General features: G+C 42.2%; 32 protein-coding genes and 1 tRNA gene. 29 read left to right on the top strand and 4 right to left on the bottom strand.

What is annotated here, in order from left to right:
• Nucleotides 1-56 precede the first annotated feature (56 nt).
• The 10 genes from gatB (at nucleotide 57) to V4467_01275 (ending at nucleotide 8,591) form a co-directional block, all read left to right on the top strand.
• On the top strand, nucleotides 57-1,514 hold the full coding sequence (gene gatB, locus V4467_01320) for an Asp-tRNA(Asn)/Glu-tRNA(Gln) amidotransferase subunit GatB (GenBank protein ID MES2087612.1): 1,458 nt from the start codon (nucleotides 57-59) through the stop codon (nucleotides 1,512-1,514).
• An 86-nt stretch (nucleotides 1,515-1,600) separates the two neighbouring features.
• Nucleotides 1,601-2,095, top strand: coding sequence for a hypothetical protein (locus tag V4467_01315; protein ID MES2087611.1), 495 nt, complete (start codon nucleotides 1,601-1,603; stop codon nucleotides 2,093-2,095).
• A gap of 129 nt (nucleotides 2,096-2,224) precedes the next feature.
• Nucleotides 2,225-3,250: a glyceraldehyde 3-phosphate dehydrogenase NAD-binding domain-containing protein gene (locus V4467_01310; GenBank protein MES2087610.1), complete on the top strand. Its 1,026-nt coding sequence runs from the start codon at nucleotides 2,225-2,227 to the stop codon at nucleotides 3,248-3,250.
• 254 nt (nucleotides 3,251-3,504) lie between these two features.
• On the top strand, nucleotides 3,505-3,993 hold the full coding sequence (locus tag V4467_01305; protein MES2087609.1) for an RpiB/LacA/LacB family sugar-phosphate isomerase: 489 nt from the start codon (nucleotides 3,505-3,507) through the stop codon (nucleotides 3,991-3,993).
• Nucleotides 3,994-4,006: 13 nt separating this feature from the next.
• A complete protein-coding gene (locus V4467_01300) occupies nucleotides 4,007-4,705 on the top strand; it encodes a hypothetical protein (GenBank protein MES2087608.1) in 699 nt (232 codons plus the stop codon).
• A complete protein-coding gene (locus tag V4467_01295; protein MES2087607.1) occupies nucleotides 4,695-5,060 on the top strand; it encodes a hypothetical protein in 366 nt (121 codons plus the stop codon). The genes V4467_01300 and V4467_01295 overlap by 11 nt, the downstream gene beginning before the upstream one ends.
• Nucleotides 5,061-5,066: 6 nt before the next feature.
• The gene (locus V4467_01290; GenBank protein MES2087606.1) at nucleotides 5,067-5,933 is read left to right on the top strand and encodes a transketolase; all 867 of its coding nucleotides are present in this window, start codon (nucleotides 5,067-5,069) and stop codon (nucleotides 5,931-5,933) included.
• Between the two features lie 26 nt (nucleotides 5,934-5,959).
• Nucleotides 5,960-6,382 carry a hypothetical protein gene (locus V4467_01285; protein ID MES2087605.1) on the top strand — a complete coding sequence of 141 codons (423 nt, stop codon included), beginning with the start codon at nucleotides 5,960-5,962 and terminating at the stop codon, nucleotides 6,380-6,382.
• A gap of 573 nt (nucleotides 6,383-6,955) precedes the next feature.
• Nucleotides 6,956-7,954 (top strand): transketolase C-terminal domain-containing protein, encoded by a 999-nt coding sequence (locus tag V4467_01280; protein MES2087604.1) that lies wholly within the window; start codon nucleotides 6,956-6,958, stop codon nucleotides 7,952-7,954.
• Between the two features lie 61 nt (nucleotides 7,955-8,015).
• On the top strand, nucleotides 8,016-8,591 hold the full coding sequence (locus V4467_01275; GenBank protein MES2087603.1) for a hypothetical protein: 576 nt from the start codon (nucleotides 8,016-8,018) through the stop codon (nucleotides 8,589-8,591).
• Between the two features lie 126 nt (nucleotides 8,592-8,717).
• On the opposite strand, the gene V4467_01270 is transcribed toward V4467_01275, so the two are convergent.
• Both V4467_01270 and V4467_01265 read right to left on the bottom strand, forming a co-directional pair.
• Nucleotides 8,718-8,933 carry a hypothetical protein gene (locus V4467_01270; GenBank protein ID MES2087602.1) on the bottom strand — a complete coding sequence of 72 codons (216 nt, stop codon included), beginning with the start codon at nucleotides 8,931-8,933 and terminating at the stop codon, nucleotides 8,718-8,720.
• A gap of 100 nt (nucleotides 8,934-9,033) precedes the next feature.
• Entirely contained in the window at nucleotides 9,034-10,029 is a 996-nt protein-coding gene (locus tag V4467_01265; protein MES2087601.1) for a carbohydrate kinase family protein, read from the bottom strand.
• 85 nt (nucleotides 10,030-10,114) lie between these two features.
• Here V4467_01265 and V4467_01260 point away from each other — a divergent pair, with 85 nt between their 5' ends.
• The 10 genes from V4467_01260 (at nucleotide 10,115) to V4467_01215 (ending at nucleotide 16,833) form a co-directional block, all read left to right on the top strand.
• Nucleotides 10,115-10,984 (top strand): class II fructose-bisphosphate aldolase, encoded by an 870-nt coding sequence (locus V4467_01260; protein MES2087600.1) that lies wholly within the window; start codon nucleotides 10,115-10,117, stop codon nucleotides 10,982-10,984.
• Nucleotides 10,985-11,519: 535 nt separating this feature from the next.
• Nucleotides 11,520-12,560, top strand: coding sequence for a DNA polymerase III subunit gamma/tau (gene dnaX / locus V4467_01255; GenBank protein MES2087599.1), 1,041 nt, complete (start codon nucleotides 11,520-11,522; stop codon nucleotides 12,558-12,560).
• Nucleotides 12,561-12,608: 48 nt separating this feature from the next.
• On the top strand, nucleotides 12,609-13,292 hold the full coding sequence (locus tag V4467_01250) for a hypothetical protein (GenBank protein ID MES2087598.1): 684 nt from the start codon (nucleotides 12,609-12,611) through the stop codon (nucleotides 13,290-13,292).
• Between the two features lie 9 nt (nucleotides 13,293-13,301).
• Nucleotides 13,302-13,372, top strand: a tRNA-Gln gene (locus tag V4467_01245).
• Nucleotides 13,373-13,634: 262 nt separating this feature from the next.
• On the top strand, nucleotides 13,635-14,072 hold the full coding sequence (locus V4467_01240) for a DpnI domain-containing protein (protein ID MES2087597.1): 438 nt from the start codon (nucleotides 13,635-13,637) through the stop codon (nucleotides 14,070-14,072).
• A gap of 2 nt (nucleotides 14,073-14,074) precedes the next feature.
• Nucleotides 14,075-14,578, top strand: coding sequence for a hypothetical protein (locus V4467_01235; protein ID MES2087596.1), 504 nt, complete (start codon nucleotides 14,075-14,077; stop codon nucleotides 14,576-14,578).
• A 343-nt stretch (nucleotides 14,579-14,921) separates the two neighbouring features.
• The gene (locus V4467_01230; GenBank protein ID MES2087595.1) at nucleotides 14,922-15,398 is read left to right on the top strand and encodes a TspO/MBR family protein; all 477 of its coding nucleotides are present in this window, start codon (nucleotides 14,922-14,924) and stop codon (nucleotides 15,396-15,398) included.
• Between the two features lie 30 nt (nucleotides 15,399-15,428).
• Nucleotides 15,429-15,761 (top strand): hypothetical protein, encoded by a 333-nt coding sequence (locus V4467_01225; protein MES2087594.1) that lies wholly within the window; start codon nucleotides 15,429-15,431, stop codon nucleotides 15,759-15,761.
• Between the two features lie 56 nt (nucleotides 15,762-15,817).
• Nucleotides 15,818-16,162 carry a cupin domain-containing protein gene (locus V4467_01220; protein MES2087593.1) on the top strand — a complete coding sequence of 115 codons (345 nt, stop codon included), beginning with the start codon at nucleotides 15,818-15,820 and terminating at the stop codon, nucleotides 16,160-16,162.
• Between the two features lie 236 nt (nucleotides 16,163-16,398).
• Entirely contained in the window at nucleotides 16,399-16,833 is a 435-nt protein-coding gene (locus V4467_01215) for a DUF1801 domain-containing protein (protein ID MES2087592.1), read from the top strand.
• Between the two features lie 93 nt (nucleotides 16,834-16,926).
• Here the strand turns inward: V4467_01215 and V4467_01210 are convergent, their stop codons facing one another.
• A complete protein-coding gene (locus V4467_01210; GenBank protein ID MES2087591.1) occupies nucleotides 16,927-17,412 on the bottom strand; it encodes a VOC family protein in 486 nt (161 codons plus the stop codon).
• Nucleotides 17,409-17,699, bottom strand: a complete 291-nt coding sequence (locus V4467_01205; GenBank protein ID MES2087590.1) for a GIY-YIG nuclease family protein — start codon at nucleotides 17,697-17,699, stop codon at nucleotides 17,409-17,411. The genes V4467_01210 and V4467_01205 overlap by 4 nt, the downstream gene beginning before the upstream one ends.
• 110 nt (nucleotides 17,700-17,809) lie before the next feature.
• Between V4467_01205 and V4467_01200 the strand changes: the two genes are divergently transcribed.
• The 9 genes from V4467_01200 (at nucleotide 17,810) to V4467_01160 (ending at nucleotide 24,863) form a co-directional block, all read left to right on the top strand.
• On the top strand, nucleotides 17,810-18,175 hold the full coding sequence (locus V4467_01200) for a DUF2200 domain-containing protein (protein MES2087589.1): 366 nt from the start codon (nucleotides 17,810-17,812) through the stop codon (nucleotides 18,173-18,175).
• A 12-nt stretch (nucleotides 18,176-18,187) separates the two neighbouring features.
• Nucleotides 18,188-18,799 (top strand): dihydrofolate reductase family protein, encoded by a 612-nt coding sequence (locus V4467_01195; GenBank protein ID MES2087588.1) that lies wholly within the window; start codon nucleotides 18,188-18,190, stop codon nucleotides 18,797-18,799.
• Between the two features lie 147 nt (nucleotides 18,800-18,946).
• Complete coding sequence (locus tag V4467_01190) at nucleotides 18,947-19,789, top strand: hypothetical protein (GenBank protein MES2087587.1); 843 nt, start codon at nucleotides 18,947-18,949, stop codon at nucleotides 19,787-19,789.
• A gap of 9 nt (nucleotides 19,790-19,798) precedes the next feature.
• Nucleotides 19,799-20,170: a DUF1801 domain-containing protein gene (locus V4467_01185; protein MES2087586.1), complete on the top strand. Its 372-nt coding sequence runs from the start codon at nucleotides 19,799-19,801 to the stop codon at nucleotides 20,168-20,170.
• Between the two features lie 3 nt (nucleotides 20,171-20,173).
• Nucleotides 20,174-20,425 (top strand): YdeI/OmpD-associated family protein, encoded by a 252-nt coding sequence (locus V4467_01180; protein MES2087585.1) that lies wholly within the window; start codon nucleotides 20,174-20,176, stop codon nucleotides 20,423-20,425.
• A 10-nt stretch (nucleotides 20,426-20,435) separates the two neighbouring features.
• Complete coding sequence (locus V4467_01175; GenBank protein MES2087584.1) at nucleotides 20,436-20,978, top strand: DUF1697 domain-containing protein; 543 nt, start codon at nucleotides 20,436-20,438, stop codon at nucleotides 20,976-20,978.
• Between the two features lie 45 nt (nucleotides 20,979-21,023).
• On the top strand, nucleotides 21,024-21,281 hold the full coding sequence (locus tag V4467_01170; protein ID MES2087583.1) for a DUF5652 family protein: 258 nt from the start codon (nucleotides 21,024-21,026) through the stop codon (nucleotides 21,279-21,281).
• 31 nt (nucleotides 21,282-21,312) lie between these two features.
• Nucleotides 21,313-23,082, top strand: a complete 1,770-nt coding sequence (locus V4467_01165; protein ID MES2087582.1) for an ABC transporter ATP-binding protein — start codon at nucleotides 21,313-21,315, stop codon at nucleotides 23,080-23,082.
• Nucleotides 23,083-23,090: 8 nt separating this feature from the next.
• A complete protein-coding gene (locus V4467_01160; protein MES2087581.1) occupies nucleotides 23,091-24,863 on the top strand; it encodes an ABC transporter ATP-binding protein in 1,773 nt (590 codons plus the stop codon).
• Nucleotides 24,864-24,903: the final 40 nt, after the last annotated feature.

Genomic DNA, 24,903 nt, shown 5'->3' with positions numbered 1-24,903 from the left:
TTTTCTCAATCATGCGGGATTTGTAAAAAGCGATGAAAATCGTTACACTAATGTCCATGTCACAAAAGAAATATTCACCTACAATTGGACTCGAAATTCACGCAGAACTCAAAACACTGACCAAGATGTTTTGCAACTCCAAGAATGATCCGGATGAGCAGAAACCTAACGTCAATATTTGTCCTGTCTGCATGGGGCACCCGGGCACGCTTCCTGTGATCAACAAAGAAGCGGTTAAACATGTTTTGAAAGTTGGCGTGGCCGTAGAAGGTGAGCTCGCTGATTTTACTGAATTTGATCGTAAGAATTATTTTTATCCTGATATACCAAAAGGCTATCAGATCAGTCAATACAAATATCCGCTGGTAAAAGGCGGCACACTTTCTGGCGTGGCGCTGACTCGAATTCACCTCGAGGAAGATACGGCTCGATCGGGACATGACGAAGGCGACTACAGTCTTGTGGACTTTAATCGCGCAGGATTACCGCTCATGGAATTAGTAACTGAGCCTGTCATTAAAAGTGCGGAAGAAGCGGGAACATTTGCGCGTGAGTTGCAACTCTTGTTGCGATACCTAGGAGTGTCTAATGCCAACATGGAAAAAGGAGAAATGCGTGTTGAGGCAAATATTTCAGTGAGCGACACCGATACGTTTGGAACGAAAGTTGAAGTAAAAAATCTTAACTCATTTCGATCTGTTGAGCGCGCGGTGCGTTTTGAGCTTGAACGTCAGATCGACGTACTCGAGAGTGGAGAAAAAGTCATTCAAGAAACTCGAGGGTGGGATGATGGAAAACAGGTCACATTTAGTCAGCGCGCCAAGGAAGAATCCCATGATTATCGTTATTTTCCTGACCCCGATCTTCCGAAACTGATGATTTCTGAGATTCCAGAATTTGCTAGTGCCGCGCTTAAAAAAGAGATACCAGAGCTACCGAGGGAAGTGCGAGAGAGGCTCTCCACTTCGTATGGAGACAAATTGACCGAAGAAAATCGAGAGATTTTTGTGCGGGTGATTCCTTTCGGAAATTATTTTAACGCAGTCATCTCGGCTTTTGCTGGAGAAAAAAAACATGAAAAAATTGCCATTAATTACTTAACGTCTGATTTGATTGGGTTGATGAAAAAAGATTTCGGTGATTCGTGGGAAGAAGAATTTGCAAAAGTTTCCACTAAAATTTCTCCGGAAAATTTTGCCAAGCTCATGCGTCAAGTAGGGGAATCAGTTATTTCTTCCCGCGGCGCGAAAGATGTTCTTGCTTTGATGTACAAGGACGGAGGCGATCCAGTGGTTCTCGCTGAAAAGGCTGGCCTCCTACAAAAAAGTAATGAAGGGGAGTTGAGCGAGATTGTAAAGACTATACTTCAGGCTAATCCAAAAGTGGTTGAAGATTTTAAAAATGGAAAAGAAGCCTCGTTGCAATTTTTGGTGGGGCAGGGCATGAGAGCCACCAAGGGTTCGGCTAATCCCGCGATGTTGGCGACGATGATCCGTGAAAGTATCGCAAAATAGCCGGTTTAACCGCTCCAGTTCTTTCCTCGTCCCCACAATTTGTTAGGTCACAAGGCTTATTGGGATTATAATTAGAGCCAAGAACTATGAGTTCGGACCATACATTTGAGAAGAAAAAAAATCTCTCCATTCGGGGTGGGTCTTTTGTGTATGACACTGACTCTTCGCCTTTAATTCCAGATTTACAAAAAAAGTCTGTCGCTCTTGTTTCTGAAATTTCTGAAAAGCGAAAAGTTGCGTCTACGATCAAGAAAACTAATTTTAAATGGAAAACTGGCATGGCAGCATTAGTTGTTTCAGCGGGTTTAATTTTTGGAATTTTTTCGATAGATCAATCAGATGTTTCAAGTTTAACCGTTAGGCTTGAGTCTGCTGCCTCAGCCATCTCTTTACAAAAAGTTTCTCCGGTTTCAAAATTTTTAAAGTATGCTCATGTCGGTCTCTCGACAGTCTCCAGTGAATTTTTAGATTTGTACCAAGGAACTGGAATCGCTCTTGTTCAATTATCCGAAGATTCTTTGCGAGTGTTTGGGCCATTTTCCGCACCATCAACTAATTTGGCAGCAGTGGCAAGCAAATAAGGTAATTTAAAAGGCTGTTTCTCCCGTAAAGGTTTTGTTGCTATAATGAAACCTATACATTAGATAAAATTATTTATAAGCGTCGGCGCTCAATGGACGTTGCGCCGACATGATTTCGCTAAATCACCTATGAAAAAAATCAGAGTTGGAATCAACGGACTTGGAAGAATTGGCAGAGCATTTTTGAAAGTTTCTTTGGAAAACAAGGAATTGGAAGTGGTGGCGGTCAATGATTTGGGAGATGCGGAAAACATGGCGTATCTTTTAAATTTTGACTCTGTGTACGGTAGAAGCGGATTGGAAGCTAGGGGGGCAACGGGAGTTTTGACGGTGAAAGGTCAGGAAATTAAATATCTTTCAGAAAAAGATCCGGCTAAATTGCCATGGGGAGATTTGAATGTTGATGTGGTTGTAGAATCGACCGGTTTTTTTGCTAGTTACGAAAAAGCTAAATTACATATTGCTGCCGGAGCAAAACGTGTGGTGATTACCGCGCCAGTCAAAGACGAAGATCCACAGGGTGCAACGGTTTTAGTTGGAATTAACGAAGAAAAATTGCAAACCTGCGTGGTCAGTTCAAACGCCTCGTGCACCACAAACGCTTCGAGCCCCGTGATTGCGATTTTAGATGAAGCGATCGGAATTGAGAAAGCGATTTTAAATACGGTGCATGCCTACACCGCTACTCAAGCGCTTGTTGATGCTCCTGCGGGAAAAAAAGGTTTGCGTGAAGGACGTGCCGCGGCAGTAAATATTATTCCATCGAGCACCGGAGCTGGGATAGCGATGACAAAGGCGTACACAAAACTAACAGGGTTGTTTGAGGGTATTTCCCTTCGCGTTCCGGTCACCTGTGGATCGATTGCCGATATTACTTTTATTGCAAAACGCGATACGACAATAGAAGAGGTTAATGAAATTCTGCGCGGCGCCGCAGCGGCGCCGCGCTGGTCCGGTATTTTTGCAGTTTCTGAAGTCGGTGAAGATCTCGTTTCCACAGACATTGTCGGTCGCGCTGAAGGCGCTATCGCTGATCTTTCTATGACGCGAGTGGTTGGAGGAAATTTGGTAAAAGTTTTGGCGTGGTACGACAATGAGATGGGGTACACTCACACGCTCGTGCGACATGTGATTGAAGCGGGGAAGTTGGTTTAGTAATAAAACTATGAAAAAGATAACAGGTACAGTGTTTCTTGTCTTTATACTAATTTCAGGATGCAGTTTCCTTTTCCCCGAAATATTCCAAGATATGATAAATTCAATTTCGCCAAGTTACTCTTGGGCGATTATGGGTGGAATCTGGATAGTCACTTTCTTACTGACTATTGTATTCATTGTTATGGTAGCAACTGATAAAAAAAGTCGAAAAACTAATTTACCTGAGGCCTAATTCCTAATTATCTATTCCAATGAAAATTTACATCGGATCTGATCATGCTGGATTTGAACTCAAGGGAATGATTTCCCGATTTTTGATGAATCTCGGTCACGAGGTGGTAGATAAAGGTGCCTATCAATTTTTGCCGGACGACGATTATCCAGATTTTATAATTCCTGTGGCGCAAGCGATTTCGAATGATGGTGGTGATCCCGAGCGCAGTCGAGGAATTATTTTTGGCGGTTCTGGTCAAGGGGAGGCCATTGTGGCTAATCGATTTCCGCATGTGAGAGCGGTAGTGTTCAACGGCCAATACGCCCCAAAAGACGGACGCGAAATTCCCAATGAAATTAAAATTTCTCGTGAGCACAATGATTCCAATATTCTTTCACTCGGCGCGCGGTTTTTAAATGAAGCTGAAGCGCAGGCCGCGGTGAAGCTCTGGCTTGAAACAGCCTTTTCGAATGATGGTCGCCACATTCGTCGCTTGCAAAAAGTTGATTTAATTTCTAAGGCCTAGCGCCTAAAACCTAATGCCTAATTTCGAAATCATTCCCGCCATCATTCCTAAAAATATTGAAGAGCTCGAAGACAAAATGTCTTCACTGCGAAATCTCGTACCTGTGGTGCAGATTGATGTACTGGACGGTAGCTTGGTTTCCGCGCGGAGTTGGCCGTATCAATCGCCAAGCAAATCCGATTCGTTTTTCGATGATATTCTAAAAGAAAAAGAAGGATTTCCATTTTGGGAACAGTTGGAATTTGAAGCTCACCTTATGGTTCGCCAGCCGGAACTGATTATTTCAGATTGGATCATCGCCGGCGCCTCGAGAATTATTGTGCAACTCGAGGGTTGCAAGGATTTCAATGCGGTGGTAACTGAAGTGGCAGAGCGCGTGCCGCTTGGTGTTTCTCTTGCGCTCGATACGCCAGAAGAATTACTTGAACCGATTGCTGACAAGGTTTCCATTATCCAATGCATGGGTTGGAATTTTTCCAATCTCGGCCAGCAAGGGAAAACCTTTGACGAAGGTACATTAAATAGAGTGCGACGATTGCGACAGCTCTACCCCGAGCATATAATTAGTGTTGATGGGGGAGTGAACTTAGAGAATGCTCCACTTTTACTATTTTCTGGCGCCACGAGATTGGTTGTTGGTTCAGCACTGTGGGCAGACGGATCACTTCGAGAAAATTTGGCGAAGTTTAAGAGTCTAAAAAATGAAAGCTAAAAAAAATAACAAGAAAGTGGTACGGCCAAAAGAAACCCTGACTTTGGAGGGTGTTAAAAAAGCTATTGAAGATGTGGTTTTGCCATCACACAATAATCTTCGTCTTGAAATTGATACTAAAATTGAAAATCTTGCCATAATGATGGCTCGAAGTTTTAAGGAAATTGACGGAAAAATTTCTACTACGGACCAAAGGCTTGTTCTTGCAAGAGAAGAGATTTTACGAAAGCTTGACAGCACCAATATTCGAATTGATGATTTGGCTTTTAACCGAGTTAAATATACTGATTTTGATATTTTAAAAAAGGATGTTGAGCTTTTAAAAACAAAATTTAGCAACAAACGCCAGACTTAAAAATAAATGGCACTTCACGAAGATACAATAAAAAATCTCGAACTACAGGCTAACAATATTCGCCAGTCCATTATCGAGATGCTTGTCGAAGCGGGTTCGGGGCACACGGCAGGCCCTCTTGGCATGACCGACATTTTTACCTATTTATATTTTTATGGTTTGAAACATAATCCTAAAATTCCTGATTGGCCAGAACGCGACCGATTGGTACTTTCTAATGGCCACATCTGTCCGGTGCTCTACGCTACCATGGCGCACGCCGGATATTTTTCAAAAGACCTGCTCAAGACTTTACGAAAATTTGGTTCGTCGCTCCAAGGTCATCCGCATCGTGATTTTTTGCCAGCGCTTGAGACGAGTTCTGGGCCTCTTGGCTCTGGCCTTTCTCAGTCCGTGGGCATGGCACTCGCCAACAGAATTGATGGCGGTAAAACTTCCGGAAAATTTATTTTCTGCATGATGTCAGATGGTGAGCACGACTGTGGCAATACGTGGGAAGCCATGATGCTCGCTGGAAAAGAAAAACTAGGTAACCTAATTGCTATTGTTGATCGCAATAATATTCAAATCGACGGGTATACCGAAGACATTATGCCGCTCGAGCCTTTCAGTGATAAATACCAATCTTTCAATTGGCATGTTCAAGAAATTGATGGGCATAATTTTTCTGCGATTGATGAAGCGGTCAATCGAGCCAAAGCGGTTTTTGATAAACCAAGTGTGATTATTGCTCGGACGATTCCAGGAAAAGGAGTCAAGGAATTTGAACGAGATTATACTTGGCATGGCAAACCACCAAATAGGGAAGAAGCAGACATGGCTTTGGCCGAATTGCGAACGCTCGGTGGGAAGATCAAAAGTGAACATCAATAGAAATTTTGCTAAGGCAACGTGATATAATGGGACGGAAGGAGAAGTTATATTTTTGTAATGCGATGAGAGCCGCTCGAAAAAAACCAAATTATCAACACGAAAAAAACATTTTGTTTTTTGTGCTGTGTTATGGAATTTTTAGTTATTCCTTGGCGATTGTGGGAGCGATAGCGGTCTCTTTCCAAAAAGGTTTTTCCTATGAACTTTTTTCTAGCTCCGTCTTGAGTGTTTTAAAGGAATTGTATTTGTTGACACCCGAGCACCAAGGTCTGACCTACGTTTTGTTTATCGCGTTTACTTTTCTTTTTACTTATTGGTTTTATTTTTACCGAGTGCCGGTCAAAAAAAGAAGTTATTGCGACTTTAAAACCTTTGTTCACTTTGGCATGTTTTTGCCGGTGACCCTGGTAATCGGCTTGCATGTCTTTAATATGATTACGCTGGGTTAAGTTCAGATACATTACCCATGAGAGTCTTTGAAACTATTTTAAAATTACTTTTCCTTTTGAGCTCGATGTACTTGACAGTACTCGCTCAGAGTCCGAACCAAGAACCGGCTATATTGGTTTTATTTTTCGGGCCGCCGTTTTTTCTGCTGTCTTTTATTTTGGGTTTGGTTTTGATTTTTAATAAAAAATCGAGCTACAATTACCCACAATCTAAAAGAGATTACGCAATTCGCAAAACAGAAGGCGGCATTTTAATAATTTTCTCAGTCGTTTGTTTTTCAATTTTGGTTTATTCCATACTCAGTAGTCACCAGCCTTTGTTCATGAGTTAGAGTACATACGAATGCCTGCTCCACAGATTACAATGATGAAAATATTTGTTTTAATACCGATCGTTTTTTTATTTTGCTGGTTTCTGCTTGAGATTTCTAAGGGAAGGATGTATGTTCGCAATACCCGTGGATATATTTATCGAAGTGAACAACCAGTTCTTTTTTGGTCTCTTACCTCCGCCCTTACGTTCTTGTTTCTTTACATATTTTATTCCATACTAAGCTAAATAAATCAGTAGGTATGTTAAATTTAAGTTTAAAATTAAATCCGAAACTTTTCGACAAAGACGTCGAGCAACTGCCCACTCGCAAAGGGTTCGGCGAGGGACTTCTCCTTGCTGGAGAGGCAGATAAAAATGTGGTGGGGTTGTGTGCCGATTTGACTGAATCGACCCAGATGCATTTGTTTAGGAAAAAATTTCCAGAGCGATTTGTGGAGATGGGCGTGGCGGAACAAAACATGGTGACGGTGGCGAGTGGGATGGCGGCCATGGGAAAAATTCCTTTTTGCACGTCGTATGCCATGTTTAATCCGGGAAGAAACTGGGAACAGATTCGCACGACTATTTGCTACAACGACCGACCAGTAAAAATTGTTGGTTCACACTCTGGAGTTTCTGTCGGGGCCGATGGCGGAACGCATCAGGCGATTGAAGACATTGCGCTCATGCGCGTCTTGCCAAGGATGGTGGTGATTTCACCATGCGATGCCATTGAGGCAAAAAAAGCTACGCTGGCGATTGCCAAAAATAACACGCCGGTGTATTTACGATTGGCTCGTGAAAAAACTCCGATTATGACAACCGAAGCTACGCCGTTTGAAATAGGGAAGGCACAGGTTTTCTTTGCTCCAGAAAAAGGCAACGCTGAAGTTGGGATTGTGGCGACGGGAGCACTGGTTCATAAGGCGCTCGAAGCGGCACGAAAATTAGAGGGAGAAGGCGTTCGGGTAAAAGTTTTAAATTTTGGCACGATTAAACCGCTTGATGAAAAAGCTTTGGTTGATTTGGCGCACGAAACCGGAGCGATCGTCACTGTAGAAGAACACCAAATGGCAGGAGGTTTTGGTTCGGCAGTGGCAGAATGTTTGGCGCGTCGGATGCCGGTGCCGATTGAATTTATCGGTGTGGCAGATCAGTTTGGACAGTCAGGAACTCCAGAAGAATTAATTGAACACTATAAAATGGGTTCGAGTCATATCAAAGAAGCGGCCAGAAAAGTTTTGAAAAGGAAAAGATAAAAATGCCCCCATCTTTTTAATTTTTTAATCTCATGTAACAAATTTATGTAGTATAAAGACCATGGTTTTAAAGTTACACAAAGATAAATATAAGCCCCAAAATAGCTTTACTAACACGGTGTTGGGGGCTCTTCTTGTAGCAGGAGCCGTAACTTTGGTTTTATCCAATCCTCATGCTGTACAAAAATTATTGCAGGGAATACGGAAAGAATTCAACGAGAAAAAAGTTAGAAACACTTTTTATTATTTACGCAGGCTTGGTTTTATTCACTACGAAGAGACACACGGACAGGTGTATATTTCTTTAACTCAAGAAGGCAAAAGGGTCGCAGCGCAATATAATTTCTACAATAAGAAAAAAATCGCTAGACCACAAAAGTGGGACAAAAAATGGAGACTGGTTCTCTTTGATATCGCAACGGAGCATAGGTCAAAAAGAAACGCTTTGAGATTTTTGCTAAAACGGTTGGGGTTTGTTCAGTTTCAAAAAAGCGTTTGGATTTTACCATTTGATTGTGAAAAAGAAATCAATGATTTAAAAAGTTTTTTCAATCTTTCGGATGATGAAGTTCGGTTTATTGTTTCGGACACCTTGGGGAACATGAATAAATACCTTTCCCTTTTTAAGTTAGGATAGGAACTTTTTACAAAGCTTAATTTAGAAACTATGGTCTCTAAATTAAGACAAGAAAATAAAAACTAAGAGAAGGTAAGGGAATAAAAATGATAAAAAAATTCCCACGCAGAGTCGCGTGGGAATGGGTTAGAGACCGATGTTGGCCAGCCAGGCTGCTCTCGATTGATAGCGCTCAAAGCTGGTTTGGCGAGTGATCTCGCCGTGATACCGTGGAGCGGCTTCCTTGGCGCGGGCGCGTTCTTGATGAGTGCCTTGGTCTTCGGCGGAGAACAATTCTGCTTGCACAGCTTGCTCTGCGAGGCGAGCAAGATTTTGCGGTGGTTGGGAAATGACTGTCGTCATATGTTTTGGTAGTGTACTGCGTTGTAACTTCCAACAGAGTACAGTTTAATCAGCAATCAGTCAATCACTGATTTTTAAATAAATTATACGTTTAGGTTGACTAAATCTTTTTTGGGAAATAATCCTGAGGAGCTTTTTTGAGCCACTCTTCAATTCCTGCTTGAGTCAAAAGTCCTCGTTGAGCCCCGACTTGTTGAACCACAGACATCGAATTGATCGGCGCCCAGCGGAGCGCTTCTTCAATTGATTTACCGAGTGCGAGTGCGGTGACAAAAGTCGAGGCAAAGGCATCTCCCGCGCCGGTCCGTTCAAATGGAGGTTTTGGATCTGGATACGGTGGCATGAAAAAAGAAACGTCATTTGCAAAGGCGTAGGCACCCTTTGGCCCATCAGTTATCAGAACAATTTTTGGTCCAAGCTCGTGGATTTTTTTCAGAAGTTCTTTTATGTCAGTTTCACCCACGCCGAGAATTTTTTCCGCCTCTTCTTTATTGCAGACAAACACTTCGGTTCGAGCGTAGATTTTTTTCAATTTTTCCACGCCGAGATTTATTTGAAAAGTTCCCGGTTGAAAGGCCAGTTTAATTTCCGGATGTTTTTCCAAATGCAGCGCGATTTCGTCGTGGTATTTTTCTGTATTTCCACCGAGTGAACTGAGATAGATCCACTTCGGTGAGCCGATATGTGGAAGTTTGTATGGAAAGGCTTGATGTTTGACGAGAATGGTTCGCTCATCTTCGTACCACAAAACGTAGTGATAGTTGGTTTCCATGCCTTTGTGGGTACTCACGAAATTGCTAGAAACTTTTTCTTTTTTTAGAACAGCGAGACATTCTTTACCATTCTGATCGTTACCTGTGTCGGCAACCAATCCGGAAGATAGGCCGAGCCGACTAGCTGAAACCGCCGCATTCGATGCGTTACCCACAGCCCTTAGGACTTCCACAAATTCATAAGGGACTTTTTGAGCAAAGCTGACACACAATTCACAGTTTTCTTTATTGAGATTGCAGTGCACACTCGCTTCTTTTATGCGAATGAAAGCGTCGGTGGTAATGTCGCCAATGGCGAGGAAGTCTGGTGTACGATTAAACATTCAATTATTTTAACATACCTTATGGTTTTAGCATGTTCCGTGCTCCATGTTCCATGTTGTGTGCTCTCCGTGGTACAATCTAGCCATGAAATCGCTGAGACAATCTATTGATGACGCAGTTTCGCGTAAGGTGGCCATCGGCCATTTCAACATTTCCAACCTCGAAGGTTTTTGGGCAGTGTTTGATGCCGCCAAAGAATTGAATGTTCCGGTCATTATCGGTGTGTCAGAAGGCGAGCGAAGTTTTGTCGGTGTACGGCAGGTTGCGGCGTTAGTGAAAAGTTTGCGCGATGAATTTGATTTTCCTGTGTACCTTAATGCTGATCACACCTATTCATTTGAAAAAGTAAAAGAAGCGGTGGATGCGGGTTTTGATGCGGTGATTTTTGATGGAACTGAATTACCCCATGACGAAAATGTAGCATTGACCAAGCAGTGTGTGGAATACGCCCGAAGTGTAAACCCTGAAATTATCGTCGAGGCGGAATTGGGTTTTATCGGTAAATCCTCAAAAATTTTGGAAGGCATTCCAGCGGGCGTGAAAATTTCTGAGGAATTTTTAACAAAACCAGATGAGGCGAAAAAATTTGTGGAAGAAACCGGAGCTGATTTGTTGGCACCAGCCGTGGGAAATATTCACGGTATGCTTTCTGGCGGAAAAGACCCTGCACTTAATTTGGGAAGGATCGCTGAGATTTCAGAAGCGGTAGGAATTCCTCTTGTGCTTCACGGCGGATCAGGAAATTCTCCCGAAGATTTTCTCGGCGCTATCAAAGCTGGTGTGGCGATCGTACATATCAACACCGAACTTCGCGTGGCGTACCGGAAAGCCTTGATGCTTTCTCTTCAAGAACATCCCGATGAAATTTCACCGTACAAATATCTGAAAGAACCAAAACTGGCAATGCAAAAGGTGGTAGGGGAGAAGTTAAGGTTGTTTAATGGTCTTGAATAGATTTAAGATTCAGGAAAACCCCCGGCCGCGCTTCGCGCGGCCGGGGGTTTCTCGTTTGCGTCTAACCCCCTTTTTGCTATACTCTCCCGAGTGTTTTCGGTACCTTAACCACCGTTGAAGCCAAGGTTTATGCTGAAACTCTATTGTTACAATTGCGGAATTGCCATAAAAGACGTCGACCACGGAACCCATTTCAACCTTCCAAACGGTCAGTGGAGACATTTTTGCACCTATGGTTGCCGGAATGCGTGGTTCGATTCATCCGACTTGGACAGCCGGGAAATATCCAGACTGGGTCACTTTGTGAACTGTGTCTGTGTGTTGGCCAGTCGCGTCGGCGATTGCATGAGATTTTTGTCTTGAACTCCAACTCGGGGTTCTTTTTTTTACCCAAACAAATCTGTTATACTAAAGGGCTTACGGGGTTGGATGTAGTTCGAGGCGCAAGCGATTTTGCGACTAAAACGTATTCATATACGTTGCGGGAGTAAAATCGTGAAGCAACAAAGAAATAGGCCAACCACGTAGCCCTTTCATGCCAGAAATAGCTCTATATAGAAAATACCGTCCCAAATCTTTTAAGGAGGTGATCGGGCAAGATCATGTAGTTAAAACTCTCGAAGGCGCACTGAAGCTTGGGAACATTTCCCATGCCTATCTTTTCGCCGGATCACGCGGAACGGGCAAGACAACACTCGCCAGAATCGTGGCGAAAGAAATTGGCGCGAGTGCAGATGACATTTACGAAATTGACGCCGCTTCAAACAACGGCGTTGATGAAATGCGAATTCTAAACGAAGCTGTGAGCACACTGCCTTTCAGTTCGCCGTACAAAGTTTACATTCTTGATGAGGTACACATGTTTTCCAAATCGGCTTTCAATGCACTTCTCAAAACTTTGGAGGAGCCGCCGAAGCATGTGGTTTTCATCTTAGCTACCACCGAAGTCGACAAGCTTCCAGAAACTATTCTTTCGCGTTGTCAGGTTTTTCAACTAAAGCGACCAACGAGTGAAATTCTTAAACAGTCAATCGCCTCTGTTGCCAAAAAAGAGGGATTTTCACTTGAGGCGGGAGTGGGGGAGCTCATTTCACTTTTGGGCGACGGTTCTTTCCGCGATACGCAGGGAATTTTGCAGAAGGTGATGAGTGCCTCGAAAGATAAAAAGGTTTCTCTCGCAGAAGTCGAAGTGGTTACGGGCGCGCCGAAAAGTTCTATCGTCAACAATTTTATTGAAGCGCTTTCAAAAAAGGAAGTTGAACCTGCGATTGTGGCGCTCCACCAAGCGCTCGAGAAAAATATTGATGCTAAAGTTTTTATGCAACTAGTGCTTCAAAAATTGCGCTATGTTTTGCTGTTGCGATACGCTCATGAGCTAGAAAAAGAAATTGCCGATGAAGTTTCGCCTGAGGATTTTAAATATTTAAGCTCGCTCGCCTCTGCCAAAGATTCTTCCATTTCCTCGGTTCTTTTATCTGAGCTTCTTTTGGCCTATGACTCTATCTCCCGAGCTCATATTCCGGCTCTACCTATAGAGCTTGCGTTAGTCAAAATTTTCTCCCCACAAACAAAATAAGTATTTCGAACGGTAGTATGCTATTATATAGTGTATAATCATTGTTCGATGTTTACAAAAGGAAAACTCAAGGAAGAAACTATTGCTCTGCGCAGAAAGGGTCTTTCGTATTCGGAAATTTTGAAACAAATTCCGGTTGCCAAGTCTACTATTTCGCTGTGGCTCCGTGATGTTGGGTTGGCAAAAAAGCAAAAACAAGTTATTACAGAAAAAAGAATTGCAGGCAGATTGAGGGGTGTTGATGCTGTACGGAGAAATAAAATTAGGAGAGTAAAAGATATTAAAGATTCGGCAAGGCAAGAAGTCGCTTCGCTGATTCGGGACCCGTTCTGGTTAACGGGGGTTATTTTGTATTGGGCTGAAGGATCAAAAGAGCACGCGATTGCTTGTCCTGTGAAGTTTACCAACATGGATTTACAGGCTCACAAGATTTTTTTGAATTGGATCCACCAATATTTACAGGTTGTTGATGGAGACACACGCTTTGAATTGTTCATTCATGAGAAAGCTGATGTAGAAAGCGCAAAAAAATATTGGAAGCAAAATCTCAAATTTCGAGAGGATAAACTTAAGGTTTACTTTAAAAAACATAACCCAAAAACTAAGCGTAGGAGGGTCGGAGAAGATTATCGAGGGGTATTGTCTGTCATCGTCAGTAGAAGTATTTCGCTCAATCGGAAGATTGCGGGATGGGTAGAAGGTGTAGTAGTATATTTAAGTTCTAGAGATTAGAAGTGCCATTGGGGGATCGTCTAATGGTCGGACAGCGGCCTTTGAAGCCGTTAATTTTGGTTCGATTCCAAGTCCCCCAGCCGATTTTTAAGCGTAAAAATCGCGTCGAAATTAGTAAATTTCGACGGACATGTTTTATTGCTATAAAAATGTCATGGGGGACGAAAGTGCTAAACGCACTTTCGTCCTGGAATCGAAGACCTTCTCCCATGTTTTTGAGTCATTCAGATGAGGAAAAAACGGGAAAGGTGTACTGAAACTGTAAGTTTCGATACGCGTACTCGCGGTCCAAGTTCCCAGCCAGTTTGAGATAGGTTCGGACTCCGAAGAGCATTGAAATCTATGAAGAAAATAACTAACAAAGAATCAGGAAACTCAGGAGAACAAGAAATTGTCGAACTTGTTCCGTGTCCAAATTGCGGAAAAAGTTTGATGAAATTACCACCGAATTATCCTTTGTACGATGTTCAGTGCACGGGTTGCTCTTTCCGAGCACAAGTCAAAACAAATCAAAGTAAACCTAAATCCGTAGTCTTTGGTGCTGGGTGGCAGATAATGAATAAGGTTTTAAAGTCTGGTTATATGACCCCGCCTCTATTTTTAAATTTCAAATGGTCAGAAAAAGGGGAGACAAAACAAGAGGTAAGGTTTTATCCCTTTGTTCCAAAAAAGAATCTCTCCAACTATCGTCTTTCTGAAACTGCCCGTAGAGCAAATTATGAAATGTTTACCTATACAGGAATGGATAAACTCCCATATTTTTTAGTTTTCAAAAAATAATCATGATTACTGAAAGTATATTCTGGGCAATAATAAGTTCTACTCTAGTTGCTACGGTAGTTGGGGTAGTACTTAACTGGATAAAGGAATCTTTTCAAGAAAAAGCAAAATGGAAAAATCTGACTCAAGAAAGATTGTATGGATCTTTAACCTATAATTTGTTAATGATTAGAGCTTTAAATATTAATAGGGATGAATTATTAACTGAAATTTCTGCTGAACCGACCATTGATGATACCCGTGCTATTTTAAAGAAGTTTGGTGACATTAATCCTATTAACGATCAGTGGAGGCTACATATTCTAAATATAAAGAATGAGTTTGAAGCCAAGGCTGGATATATAAGGAAGGAGCACCTAAAAGTTGTAGAAAACTTTCTTGATAGCTTTATTAAAAGAGAAATAACTCAAGGCGGGAAGAGCGTCCGAGCGACTCCACATCGTATACAGAAGATATTTGATGCGTTAAAAAAGTTGGACCAAGAAATACTCGGAGACAAATGCTGATTCTCGTTCCGAGGAGCATCGAAATGGTAGAATAAAATCAATCAAAAAAGCCTTATGTGGCTTGATGGGTAAATATACGAGACCGAGGAGCCCAGCCGAATTGATGTTTTTTACAAGCGAAGTGCTCGATAATAAAAAAGCTTCAATTCACGTCGCGGATGTCTGGCAAGGACACAAGACGTGAACCAAAGGCGTAAAAATTGTTTAATTTTTGACGAAAAATTTAAGTCGAAGGATATAAGCGTACCCGCGGTCCAAGTCCCCCAGCCGATTTTTAAGCGTATCACGGTTGATACGCCTTCTCCCTCGTCGCAATAAATATAAAAAAGAGTAAAATGTGTCTATGAAGTTCAACAACACATTCAAACTTATCATCGCTATTGTCATTTCAGAACTTGCCGGCATCATCGGTTCGGTCTTTACGACTCCCTCCATCACTGGCTGGTATGCGGGTATTATTAAACCGAGCTTCAATCCTCCAGCGTGGGTGTTTGCACCGGTCTGGACTACACTCTTTGCTCTTATGGGTGTCGCGGCATTTTTGATTTGGAAAAAAGGATTGGAGCGCAGGGATGTAAAAATCGCTCTCGGTATCTTTGCTAGCCAGCTCACCTTGAATACGCTTTGGTCGATTATTTTTTTCGGCCTGCACAGTCCGGGCGGCGCGCTGGTTGAAATTGTCTTCCTGTGGCTCGCTATTCTTGTCACGATCATCACCTTTGTCAAAATCTCCAAACCCACCGCGTGGCTTTTGGCGCCCTATATTCTATGGGTCAGTTTTGCGGCGTATCTCAATTACTCGATTTGGATTCTGAACTAAACATGTCAGCGGTGTTATAATTTTCGGCGTATGTCTTTCAGTTATTTATTTTTAATATACGCTCTAACCATTCTTGTTACAAGAATATTTCTTACCTTTTTTCACATACATGGAAAAAAGATTTTGAGTATTCAACCACACCATTATATGCACGGTATCATACTTGTGGCATTATATTTTATGATTCACTGGACTGTGTTGCTTGCTGTAGGAACCGCTTTGGTTGTAGATGAAATACCTTTATTTTTTATTTTTAAAACTTGGGATTGGCCGGACGATCACTGGAAACAATATCACTCTTGGCAGTCAGTCGTTGGTGCAGTCTTAATTTCCGTTGCGGGTTTTTTAGTTGTAAGTTTTTAAAAAAAAGTTCTAACTTCGTCCCAGACGGCCATTTAGCATTTTGATATAATAAATCCATGGGCAACAAAAAAATTTTACATGAGATGAAGGACGTTACCGTGGAATTACTTGCAACTATTGACCTTGGTCCTGAGATCAAGGGCATGGCGGGGCATCAACTTCGAATGCGTAAGTTTACTGTCGAGCCTGGAGGCGTCTTTGGTCCAATTCATGATCATGCAGGCAGACCAGGTGTTGTTTTTATTTTACACGGAGTCATTACTGACCATAGAAATGGTGTAGATACTGACTACGGGCCTGGGGTTGGCTGGCCGGAGGATAGCAACACTACACACTGGCTCGAGAACAAGGGAACCATTCCAGCGGTAGAGATCTCAGTCGACATAGTTAGTCAGAAATAAAGTTTGTCCTCGTCCTATCCCCGCCGCAGCGGCGTCCTCGCGGACTCGGCGGGTAATAGGCGAGGAACCAGGGCAAACTTTGTTGTAGAAGAGTCGGCTCCGCCGACGCAACCATTCGTTGCGGATTCATCCTTGCCCCAGAGCGGGCGAGGATGAATCCGCAGTTACAATAAACCTAAAACAATCATACTCCAAATTGGTTCTAGTATTTTATCAAACTCCCAGCAAAAATATTTATGTCCGAACTAAAAACAAAAGTGAATAAAGCCAGTGTGGAGAAATTTTTGAGCACAATCAAAGATGAAGAGAGACGTAATGATTGTTTCGAAATTTCTAAAATAATGGAGAAAGTAACTAAAACCAAACCAGAAATGTGGGGTGCATTGATTGTTGGTTTCGGTCGAATGAAGTACACATATGCAAATGGTAAAGAGGCAGAATGGATGAAGATTGGTTTTGCTCCACGCAAACAAAACATCGCTCTCTATGGTTTAAAGATTTTCAAAATGACCCTCGGTGGTTTAAAAGAAAAGAGAAAAGAAAATGACTTTCTTTTAAAATTAGGTAAGTATAAAGAAGGAGGAGGATGTCTTTACATCAACAAACTTTCCGATATTAATACAAAAGAGCTTGAAAAAATTATCAAACTTGCAGTCAATCGTAAGAAATAATTTTTCCTTACTTATCTCGTCGGGTTGCCGTCATACGACGATTGCTCCGCTCACTTAGTTCGCCGGGTTACCGTCATACGACGATTGCTCCGCTCACTTTGTTCGTCGGGCAGCATCAATAGCAGCGACATCTATTTTCTGCATCTTCATCATCGCTTCGAAAGCGCGTTTTGCCTCAGCACCACCAGCAGCCATAGCTTCGGTCAAAGTGCGCGGTGTAATCTGCCAAGATAGTCCCCAGCGATCTTTGCACCAACCACACTGGCTTTCCTCGCCACCATTTTTGACAATCGCGTTCCAATAACGATCCGTTTCTTCCTGATCCTCTGTCATTATTTGAAAGGAAAATGCCTCACTCTGTTTAAAGGTTGGGCCGCCATTAATAGCGATACAGGGAATTCCACAGACTGTGAACTCCACCGTTAGCGCATCGCCTTTCTTGCCATCAGGAAAATCACTGGGGGCGTTGGTAACAGCGCCTACTGCACTATCTGGAAAAGTAGCAGCATAAAAGTTAGCCGCGGCTTCCGCATCTTTTTCGTACCAAAGACAAATTGTATTTTTAGGTATTGATTTCATCCTGTAGTGAATTTTTGATTTGTTAAATTTTTCGACACATACAAGTAATCTTTTATTCTCCTTTTTATCAGTCTACCACCTTGTGTAGTTTTTAAATATTTCTCTCTACGTCGGGCATCGGACTGTTCTTTGCAGGCTTCATAATAAATAATCTCCCATGGCATGTATCTTTTGGTCGAAAAATTTAATCCTTGATTATGTTCTAAAATTCTTTTCTTGAGGTCCTCAGTATAACCTATATACAGTTCGTTGTTTTTCTTGCTTTGTAAAATATAAACATAGAACATAATCGAATCAAAAATCTACTACGGGATTCATATGCAATTATTTTAACATACCCCTTGAAGCTTACAAATCGTCCAGATACCATCTCGTAAATTTTTGATATAATCAAAACATGAAAGAAAACGAGGCGACAAAAAATCGGATGCGCACTATGAAGTTCTCAGCTGTGTATCCCATGTACATTGCAAAAGCAGAGCGAAAGGGGCGGACAAAAATGGAAGTTGATCAAGTTATCTGCTGGTTGACTGGATATGCGGAAAAAGGTTTGGAATCACAAGTGAAGAAGCAAAATACCTTCGAGGCGTTTTTTGCAGAAGCTCCTAATATGAATCCTTCGCGTTCTTTGATCACAGGTGTGATTTGTGGTGTTCGAATAGAAGAAATTAAAGATCCGCTTACGCGGGAAGTTCGCTACCTAGACAAATTAATTGATGAATTGGCAAAAGGGAAAACTATGGAGAAAATCTTACGAAAGTAATAGTATATATGTATGAGAAAAATAATCACCACAACTTTTGTTACGTTAGACGGCGTGATGCAGGCGCCAGGAGGGAAGGAAGAGGATACTTCAAATGGTTTTAAATACGGCGGTTGGCAAATGTCTTTTCCCCAAGACGAGGAACTGTTGCCCATCTTGGGTGGATTCTTTACTATTCCATTTGAACTTCTTCTCGGTAAGATTACCTACGATATTTTTGCTGGATTTTGGCCTACCGCCAAAACAGATCTTGAGGTGGCAAATCCGTTTAATAAGACAAAAAAATACGTGGTGTCGCATGAATCTTTTAAGCCGGAGTGGAATAACTCAGTTTGTATTTCAAGTAGTGTGGTGGCAGAGATTAAAAAACTTAAAGAAATGGATGGTCCGGATTTGTGGGTGTGGGGCAGTGGAAATCTTATCCAGACTTTGCTCGAAAATCATTTGATCGATCGGATGCATTTGTGGATACACCCGATTACAATCGGCACAGGCAAGCGGCTTTTCGCGGAGGGAACTCAGGCCGAGAATTTCAAGCTTGTTGATTCAAAGATAGGGAAGACCGGCCTCATTTTTGCTACCTACGAGTTCGATGGAGCACTCAAAACGAATGCGCAAAGTTAATGGGTTAGCCAAAGTAAAATATATGAAAATTCACTGATTGGTTGGTAAAATTATTAGGACACAGATTTTATAAATAATTCCTGACTGAGCTCAATTTCGTTCGCTGGACCTAGCCAGCTTAAGATAGATTCTGACCTCTATATATCAATGACAAAAAAGAAATCTTCGCATAAGTATTTACTATTCCTTTATTCTCGTGTTGAGGAGTTTTTAAGCTCCGAGAATTCTGCTGAAAAAGAGATTCCAGATAATATCGTTTCATTCTGTATAGCCGTTGAAAAAATTCTAAAAATCAAACTTCATAATAAGAACCCTCTTTTAGTTTTTGATACTAAGTATATTCAGGACAGTAACTCTTTGTCCATAATTGCTTTAAAAAAAGAGAAGGATATTGAAACAGCAAGGATAAAGGAAATATTGGGTCGATTCAAAATCATCTTCAAAAATATTTTCACGGAAGACGAATTTCAGGCTATCAGCGATATCTATGAGTTACGAAATTATTTTGTACACGGTTACAAGTCCGAAGATCAAATTATATTTGACTCAGAAGATGTTTTAAAGAAGATGGGTACTATTTGGGAAAAGGTATCACCGATTGCAACAGCTTTATTTGGTAAAGAGAATATAAAAAATTCAAAGCCGAAAAAGAAATATACCGAAGCAGAACTCGAGAAAGTGTTGGAAGAAGAGGTTGAAAAGATGATAAAACGTTCAGATAATAGGTTTGTGGTTTCAATGTACGACGATGTTATACAGACAAACAGTTTTTTTCATTCAGGTGAACAATGCCCTCGCTGTGGGACATACGGTTTTTCTCTAGGCGGCAATCCAAATGATCCTTGGGCTCTGTCGGTCTATGATTCTGTCACTGGTGCACATGGTATGGCTGGTTTTGAAGGAGGAGTGAACCTTTATAAATGCAAAAAATGCAATTTAGAGCTTACTGAAAAGCAGTACGAAATTGCAAAACGAATACGAGCTTTCTAAATCAGCAGAATGCGAAATACGAACACCTACAAAGATATCGATAGTTACATACAAGGGTATCCAAAAAAAGTGCAGATGCTTCTCAAGCAAATGCGCGCGACGATTAAGAAGGCGGGGCCAAAGACCGAAGAGGCGATTAGCTATGGAATACCAACCTTTAAATTTCAGAAGAAAAATCTCGTGCATTTTGGAGGATTCAAAGATCATGTTAGTTTTTTCCCAGGTTCGGCGGGTGTTGAGAAGTTTAAAAAAGAATTAGCCCCGTACGTCACGTCAAAAGGAACTATTCAATTTTCACTCGATAAAAAATTACCACTCACACTTGTTGCAAAAATAGTAAAGTTTAGGGTTGCACAGAGTTCGATGTCTAATAAAAAATAACAAATGACCTCAAAAAAACTTCCGGGTGGTGTCGTCCATGAAATGCCAGATGATTTGCAAAAAGCCATTCTTTCGACGCCAAAGTCATTGGCAATATGGGAGGATATTACGCCTCTTGCACGCAATGAATGGATTTGCTGGGTGATCTCTGGTAAAAAAGAAGAAACCAGAAATATCCGTATCAAGAAGGCACTTTCTAAACTCTCAGGTGGAATGCGCCGGCCGTGTTGTTGGGTGGGCTGTATTCATCGTTAAACAGAATTTTATGCAAAAATACGTTGCGCTACTTCGCGGTATAAATGTTGGAGGAAATAGTAAGGTGGAAATGCCGAGACTGAGAAAAGTTTTCGAAGCTCTTGGGTTTAAAAATGTTTCAACCTACATCAATTCTGGGAATGTAATTTTCGATGGAAAGGAGCGAGGTCATTTGGAATTGGCACAGGAGATCGAAAAAGCCTTACAGGATCATTTTGGATTTGCTGTTAGATCGGTGGTACGAAACGCTAAAAATATTGAAAAAATTTCCAAGAATATTCCGCTTGATTGGACCAACGACACCAAAACAAAAACCGACATTTTATTTTTGTGGGAAGAGTTTGATACAAAAAGCTCGCTTAATCTTATCGTTGCGCATCCAGAAGTCGACAAGTTGAAATACATCGACGGCGCGATAATTTGGAGCCTCGATAGAAAAGGCTACACCAAAAGTGGCATGAGAAAATTTATTGGGACACCGCTGTATAAACACATGACGGCGAGAAATGTGAACACAGTTAGAAAATTAGCGAGTTTGATGAAAAGTAAGTAGGGAATTTGCAACGTAATATACATACATTACTAACGTCTTAGGTGTATGAACAATTTTAATGCAACTTTTGGAATGGGTGCTGGTGCGCCGGCGTGGATTCATGTGTTTGGGCCGGCATTATTACTTTTAATTCTCTGGAGTCTTTTTTGGAAAGGACTTGCGCTTTGGCATTCGGGTAGACGTGGACAGGAGTACTGGTTTGTGGTGATGCTCTTGGTCAACACCGCTGGCGTTCTCGAAATTGTCTATTTGTTTTTAATTATTAAATTGAAAGTCGCCCAACTTTTTAGTAAGATATCCTAACTCCAACTACTCCATATGCAATCTTTCAAAAATGCCGACTCAAAAACCAATATCACAAAACGAAAAAATAGGAGAGATTCAAAAACCGCCGAGCGTTTTTAGCATTCTCAGTCCGTATAAGTTGCAGGTTTTCTGGCTGATAGTTCTTGCTATTGCCGCTAACACGCTGACTCTGTTTTTGCCGAAGTTTATTTCAGGCGTGATTGATTCGTATATTCGCGGTGGACTTGATCTCTTTGCTCTTGTTCTTGAATTCGGTGGATTTGCGGTTGGTATTTTATTTTTCACCTATGTTCAGAGTATTGTGCAGACTTACGCTTCGGAACGTGTCGGGCGCGACCTGCGTTCTCAACTTGTAAACAAAATTTCCAAGCAAAGCTATCGGTTTATTGAAGATAAAAATCCGTCAAAAATTCTCACCAATCTCACGTCCGACATTGATTCCATCAAAATGTTTGTGGCGCAGGCCATAGTTTCCTTGGTTTCATCCGCCGTTATTATTGTCGGTGTGGCGATTATACTTCTCACCATCGATTGGAGATTGGCGCTTGCAGTGCTGACGATCATCCCGATTATCGGAGGCACTTTTTTTGTGATTCTTCGGATGGTCAGAAAACTTTTTGCCCAGAGTCGCGAAGTGATCGACTGGCTCAACAAGGTGATTAACGAAAGTATTTTAGGGGCTGCGCTTATTCGTGTTTTAAATTCTCAACGTTTCGAGCATCAAAAATTTGAAGGAGCGAATGTTCAGGCGCGGACTATCGGTCTAGGAATTTTGCGACTTTTTTCATTTATGATTCCGGTCATTACATTTGTTTCGAGTATGGCCACGCTCACGGTTGTAACGCTCGGCGGATACTATGTCGTCAATGGTTCAATGACACTCGGTTCATTTGCGGCGTTTATGAACTATATTGTAATTCTTATTTTCCCAATTTTGGTTATCGGTTTTATGAGTAACGTTATTGCTCAGGCAGGCGCGTCCTATGCGCGTATTCACGAAATTCTTAAAGCGCCGGACGAAAAAGATTTCGGTGTTAGTACTGAACCACTTTTGGGAAAAATTGAAGTTAGGAATGTTACGGTGACCTATGGAGAAAAACCTGCGCTCAAGGATGTGTCATTTTCCATTATGCCTAAAACAAAAACCGCGATCATAGGTCCTACCGCCGCCGGTAAAACTCAATTGCTTAACGTAATTACAGGATTGACCGCGCCGCAAAAAGGAGAAGTTGATTATGACGGGCGACCACTAGCGCAATATGAGCGCGCCGCATTTTATCCCCAGATTGGTTTAGTTTTTCAGGACAGTGTTCTGTTCAATACCACGGTGCGGGAAAATATTGCCTTTAGCACGACGGTGACTGACGAGACACTCAAAAAGGCGATTGAGACGGCAGAGCTTGATGATTTTATTCACACGCTTCCCTTAGGCCTCGACACGGTGGTTTCTGAAAGAGGAACGTCGCTTTCTGGTGGTCAGAAACAGCGCATCATGCTCGCTCGCGCGCTGGCGCTTAATCCAAAAATTTTATATCTCGATGACTTTACCGCTCGCGTGGACGCACACACTGAACAAAAGATTTTGGCTAATGTCGAGAAAAATTATCCTGAAATTACGCTCGTTTCCATTACTCAAAAAATTGCGCCGATTGAAAATTACGATCAGATAATTCTGCTCATGGAAGGGGAAGTTTTGGCGCATGGTACACACAAAGAGCTTATGGAGTCTAGCCCGGAGTACGTGCAGATTTTTGATTCCCAGCGTTCAACACACACATATGAATCTCCTAAAAATTAACGATCATTATGAATTACGAACTTAACGCCGAACAAAATAAAAAGAAAATTTCCGCATGGGCTGCTATCCGTGGACTTTGGCCTCTGCTTTCAGGCGAACGAAGCATTTTGATCTACGCTGGTTTTGCCACGCTCGCCAACTCGCTCGTCAACCTTATCGCGCCGCTGCTCATTGCTCACGTCGTCGACACATACATTGTGGCTAAACAATTTAGCGGCGTGTTGACGTTCGCATCGATTTTACTAGGACTCTATCTTTTCGGTTTGGGTACGAGTTATGGACAGACACGACTCATGGGAGGCGTGGGACAACGCGTGCTGTTTAATTTGCGCACCAAAATTTTCGGGAAGTTGCAGGAATTGCCTGTAGCTTTTTTCAACGCTAACAAAGCCGGAGATCTTATCTCACGCATCAACAACGACACGGACAAGCTCAACCAATTTTTCTCGCAAACCTTGGTGCAATTTGTCGGCAGTATTGTCATTATGGTTGGCGCGGCCATTTTCCTGCTCTCAATTAATTTTAAATTGGGTGCCGCCGCGCTTGCCCCAGCTGTAGCTTTATTTTTCTTCACCCGAATTCTCTCGCCGTGGGTCAAACGTACTAACGCTGCTTCAATGACTTCAACGGGAGATCTTTCAGCAGAGGTTTCGGAAAGTCTCAATAATTTCAAAGTAGTGGTAGCTTTTAATCGCCGCGATTTTTTCCGTAAACGTTTTGAGGTGGCGAACGATGGTAATTACAAATCAGCTGTGAGCGCCGGTGTGGCCAACAACGTCTTCACTCCTGTGTTCGGATTTTCTTCAAACCTCGCGCAACTTATTGTGCTTGCGTATGGAGTGCACCTTATCAGCACGGGCAATTTTTCACTCGGATTACTCATCGGCTTTTTGTCTTACGTTTCAAATTTTTACAATCCGCTTCGTCAGCTTGCGGCCTTGTGGTCAAACTTTCAAGTGGCGCTTGCCGGTTGGGATCGTATTTCGGCGATTCTTCAAATGCACGGGGAAATGGTAACGGTTCCTATTTCAGAAATTGGAACAGTGGAGAAACAATCGAGTAGCACGTTGCTCGAGTTTAAAGATGTTTCTTTTAGGTATACCGAAGACAAAGAAGTTTTGCATCATGTTAATTTCATCCTTGAGCGAGGGAAAACCTATGCGCTTGTTGGACCAACTGGAGGCGGCAAAACCACCACGGCATCCCTAATGGCGCGTCTCTACGATCCATCTGCTGGTGCGGTGCTTCTTGGTGGACGAGATATTCGAACGTTTGATGCAGTGGAACGCACGCACAAGATTGGATTTATTTTGCAGGAGCCACTACTTTTTTCTGGAACTGTACGGGAAAATATTTTGTACGGTAACGAAAAGTATAAAGATTTCTCAAGTGAAAAGCTGGTCGGCGTCATTCATGCTGCGGGGCTTGAAAGTTTGCTTGTGCGTTTTGAAGGAGGTCTGGAAGCCAAAGTGGCTACATCTGGCGACGCGCTTTCTCTTGGTCAGAAACAATTGATTGCCTTTATGCGAGCGGTGCTTCGTGAACCTGAACTTCTCATTCTCGATGAAGCAACCGCCAACATCGATACCGTGACCGAACAGTTGCTCGAAGATATTTTGAAAAAATTACCAAAAACCACGACACTGGTGATCATCGCGCACCGATTGAACACGATTGAAAATGCAGACGAAATTTTCTTTGTAAATGCTGGTGAAATTATTCGGGCGGGATCAATGGAGCATGCGGTCGAGATGCTTCTCCACGGTAAGCGTGACAGCTAGAACTTCTCCAGTCGGCGCATTTCTTTGTTGCTTCACGATT

Source organism: Patescibacteria group bacterium (assembly GCA_040390045.1).
Taxonomy (GTDB): domain Bacteria; phylum Patescibacteriota; class Minisyncoccia; order Phycocordibacterales; family SIBU01; genus SIBU01.
The sequence above is the reverse complement of the archived record's forward strand: the minus strand, read 5'-3'. Positions and strand labels throughout refer to the sequence as shown.

Coding starts and splice junctions, on each gene's coding strand:
- V4467_01235 (MES2087596.1), top strand. CDS start 14,075: ATGATTACTGAAAGTATATTCTGGGCAATAATAAGTTCTACTCTAGTT.
- V4467_01300 (MES2087608.1), top strand. CDS start 4,007: ATGCCTAATTTCGAAATCATTCCCGCCATCATTCCTAAAAATATTGAA.
- V4467_01195 (MES2087588.1), top strand. CDS start 18,188: ATGAGAAAAATAATCACCACAACTTTTGTTACGTTAGACGGCGTGATG.
- V4467_01270 (MES2087602.1), bottom strand. CDS start 8,933: ATGACGACAGTCATTTCCCAACCACCGCAAAATCTTGCTCGCCTCGCA.
- V4467_01205 (MES2087590.1), bottom strand. CDS start 17,699: ATGTTCTATGTTTATATTTTACAAAGCAAGAAAAACAACGAACTGTAT.
- V4467_01240 (MES2087597.1), top strand. CDS start 13,635: ATGAAGAAAATAACTAACAAAGAATCAGGAAACTCAGGAGAACAAGAA.
- V4467_01275 (MES2087603.1), top strand. CDS start 8,016: ATGGTTTTAAAGTTACACAAAGATAAATATAAGCCCCAAAATAGCTTT.
- V4467_01215 (MES2087592.1), top strand. CDS start 16,399: ATGTCCGAACTAAAAACAAAAGTGAATAAAGCCAGTGTGGAGAAATTT.
- V4467_01190 (MES2087587.1), top strand. CDS start 18,947: ATGACAAAAAAGAAATCTTCGCATAAGTATTTACTATTCCTTTATTCT.
- V4467_01160 (MES2087581.1), top strand. CDS start 23,091: ATGAATTACGAACTTAACGCCGAACAAAATAAAAAGAAAATTTCCGCA.
- V4467_01185 (MES2087586.1), top strand. CDS start 19,799: ATGCGAAATACGAACACCTACAAAGATATCGATAGTTACATACAAGGG.
- V4467_01265 (MES2087601.1), bottom strand. CDS start 10,029: ATGTTTAATCGTACACCAGACTTCCTCGCCATTGGCGACATTACCACC.
- V4467_01250 (MES2087598.1), top strand. CDS start 12,609: ATGTTTACAAAAGGAAAACTCAAGGAAGAAACTATTGCTCTGCGCAGA.
- V4467_01165 (MES2087582.1), top strand. CDS start 21,313: ATGCCGACTCAAAAACCAATATCACAAAACGAAAAAATAGGAGAGATT.
- V4467_01310 (MES2087610.1), top strand. CDS start 2,225: ATGAAAAAAATCAGAGTTGGAATCAACGGACTTGGAAGAATTGGCAGA.
- V4467_01170 (MES2087583.1), top strand. CDS start 21,024: ATGAACAATTTTAATGCAACTTTTGGAATGGGTGCTGGTGCGCCGGCG.
- V4467_01230 (MES2087595.1), top strand. CDS start 14,922: ATGAAGTTCAACAACACATTCAAACTTATCATCGCTATTGTCATTTCA.
- V4467_01180 (MES2087585.1), top strand. CDS start 20,174: ATGACCTCAAAAAAACTTCCGGGTGGTGTCGTCCATGAAATGCCAGAT.
- V4467_01285 (MES2087605.1), top strand. CDS start 5,960: ATGGGACGGAAGGAGAAGTTATATTTTTGTAATGCGATGAGAGCCGCT.
- V4467_01280 (MES2087604.1), top strand. CDS start 6,956: ATGTTAAATTTAAGTTTAAAATTAAATCCGAAACTTTTCGACAAAGAC.
- V4467_01175 (MES2087584.1), top strand. CDS start 20,436: ATGCAAAAATACGTTGCGCTACTTCGCGGTATAAATGTTGGAGGAAAT.
- V4467_01295 (MES2087607.1), top strand. CDS start 4,695: ATGAAAGCTAAAAAAAATAACAAGAAAGTGGTACGGCCAAAAGAAACC.
- V4467_01260 (MES2087600.1), top strand. CDS start 10,115: ATGAAATCGCTGAGACAATCTATTGATGACGCAGTTTCGCGTAAGGTG.
- gatB (MES2087612.1), top strand. CDS start 57: ATGTCACAAAAGAAATATTCACCTACAATTGGACTCGAAATTCACGCA.
- V4467_01225 (MES2087594.1), top strand. CDS start 15,429: ATGTCTTTCAGTTATTTATTTTTAATATACGCTCTAACCATTCTTGTT.
- V4467_01305 (MES2087609.1), top strand. CDS start 3,505: ATGAAAATTTACATCGGATCTGATCATGCTGGATTTGAACTCAAGGGA.
- V4467_01200 (MES2087589.1), top strand. CDS start 17,810: ATGAAAGAAAACGAGGCGACAAAAAATCGGATGCGCACTATGAAGTTC.
- dnaX (MES2087599.1), top strand. CDS start 11,520: ATGCCAGAAATAGCTCTATATAGAAAATACCGTCCCAAATCTTTTAAG.
- V4467_01315 (MES2087611.1), top strand. CDS start 1,601: ATGAGTTCGGACCATACATTTGAGAAGAAAAAAAATCTCTCCATTCGG.
- V4467_01290 (MES2087606.1), top strand. CDS start 5,067: ATGGCACTTCACGAAGATACAATAAAAAATCTCGAACTACAGGCTAAC.
- V4467_01210 (MES2087591.1), bottom strand. CDS start 17,412: ATGAAATCAATACCTAAAAATACAATTTGTCTTTGGTACGAAAAAGAT.
- V4467_01220 (MES2087593.1), top strand. CDS start 15,818: ATGGGCAACAAAAAAATTTTACATGAGATGAAGGACGTTACCGTGGAA.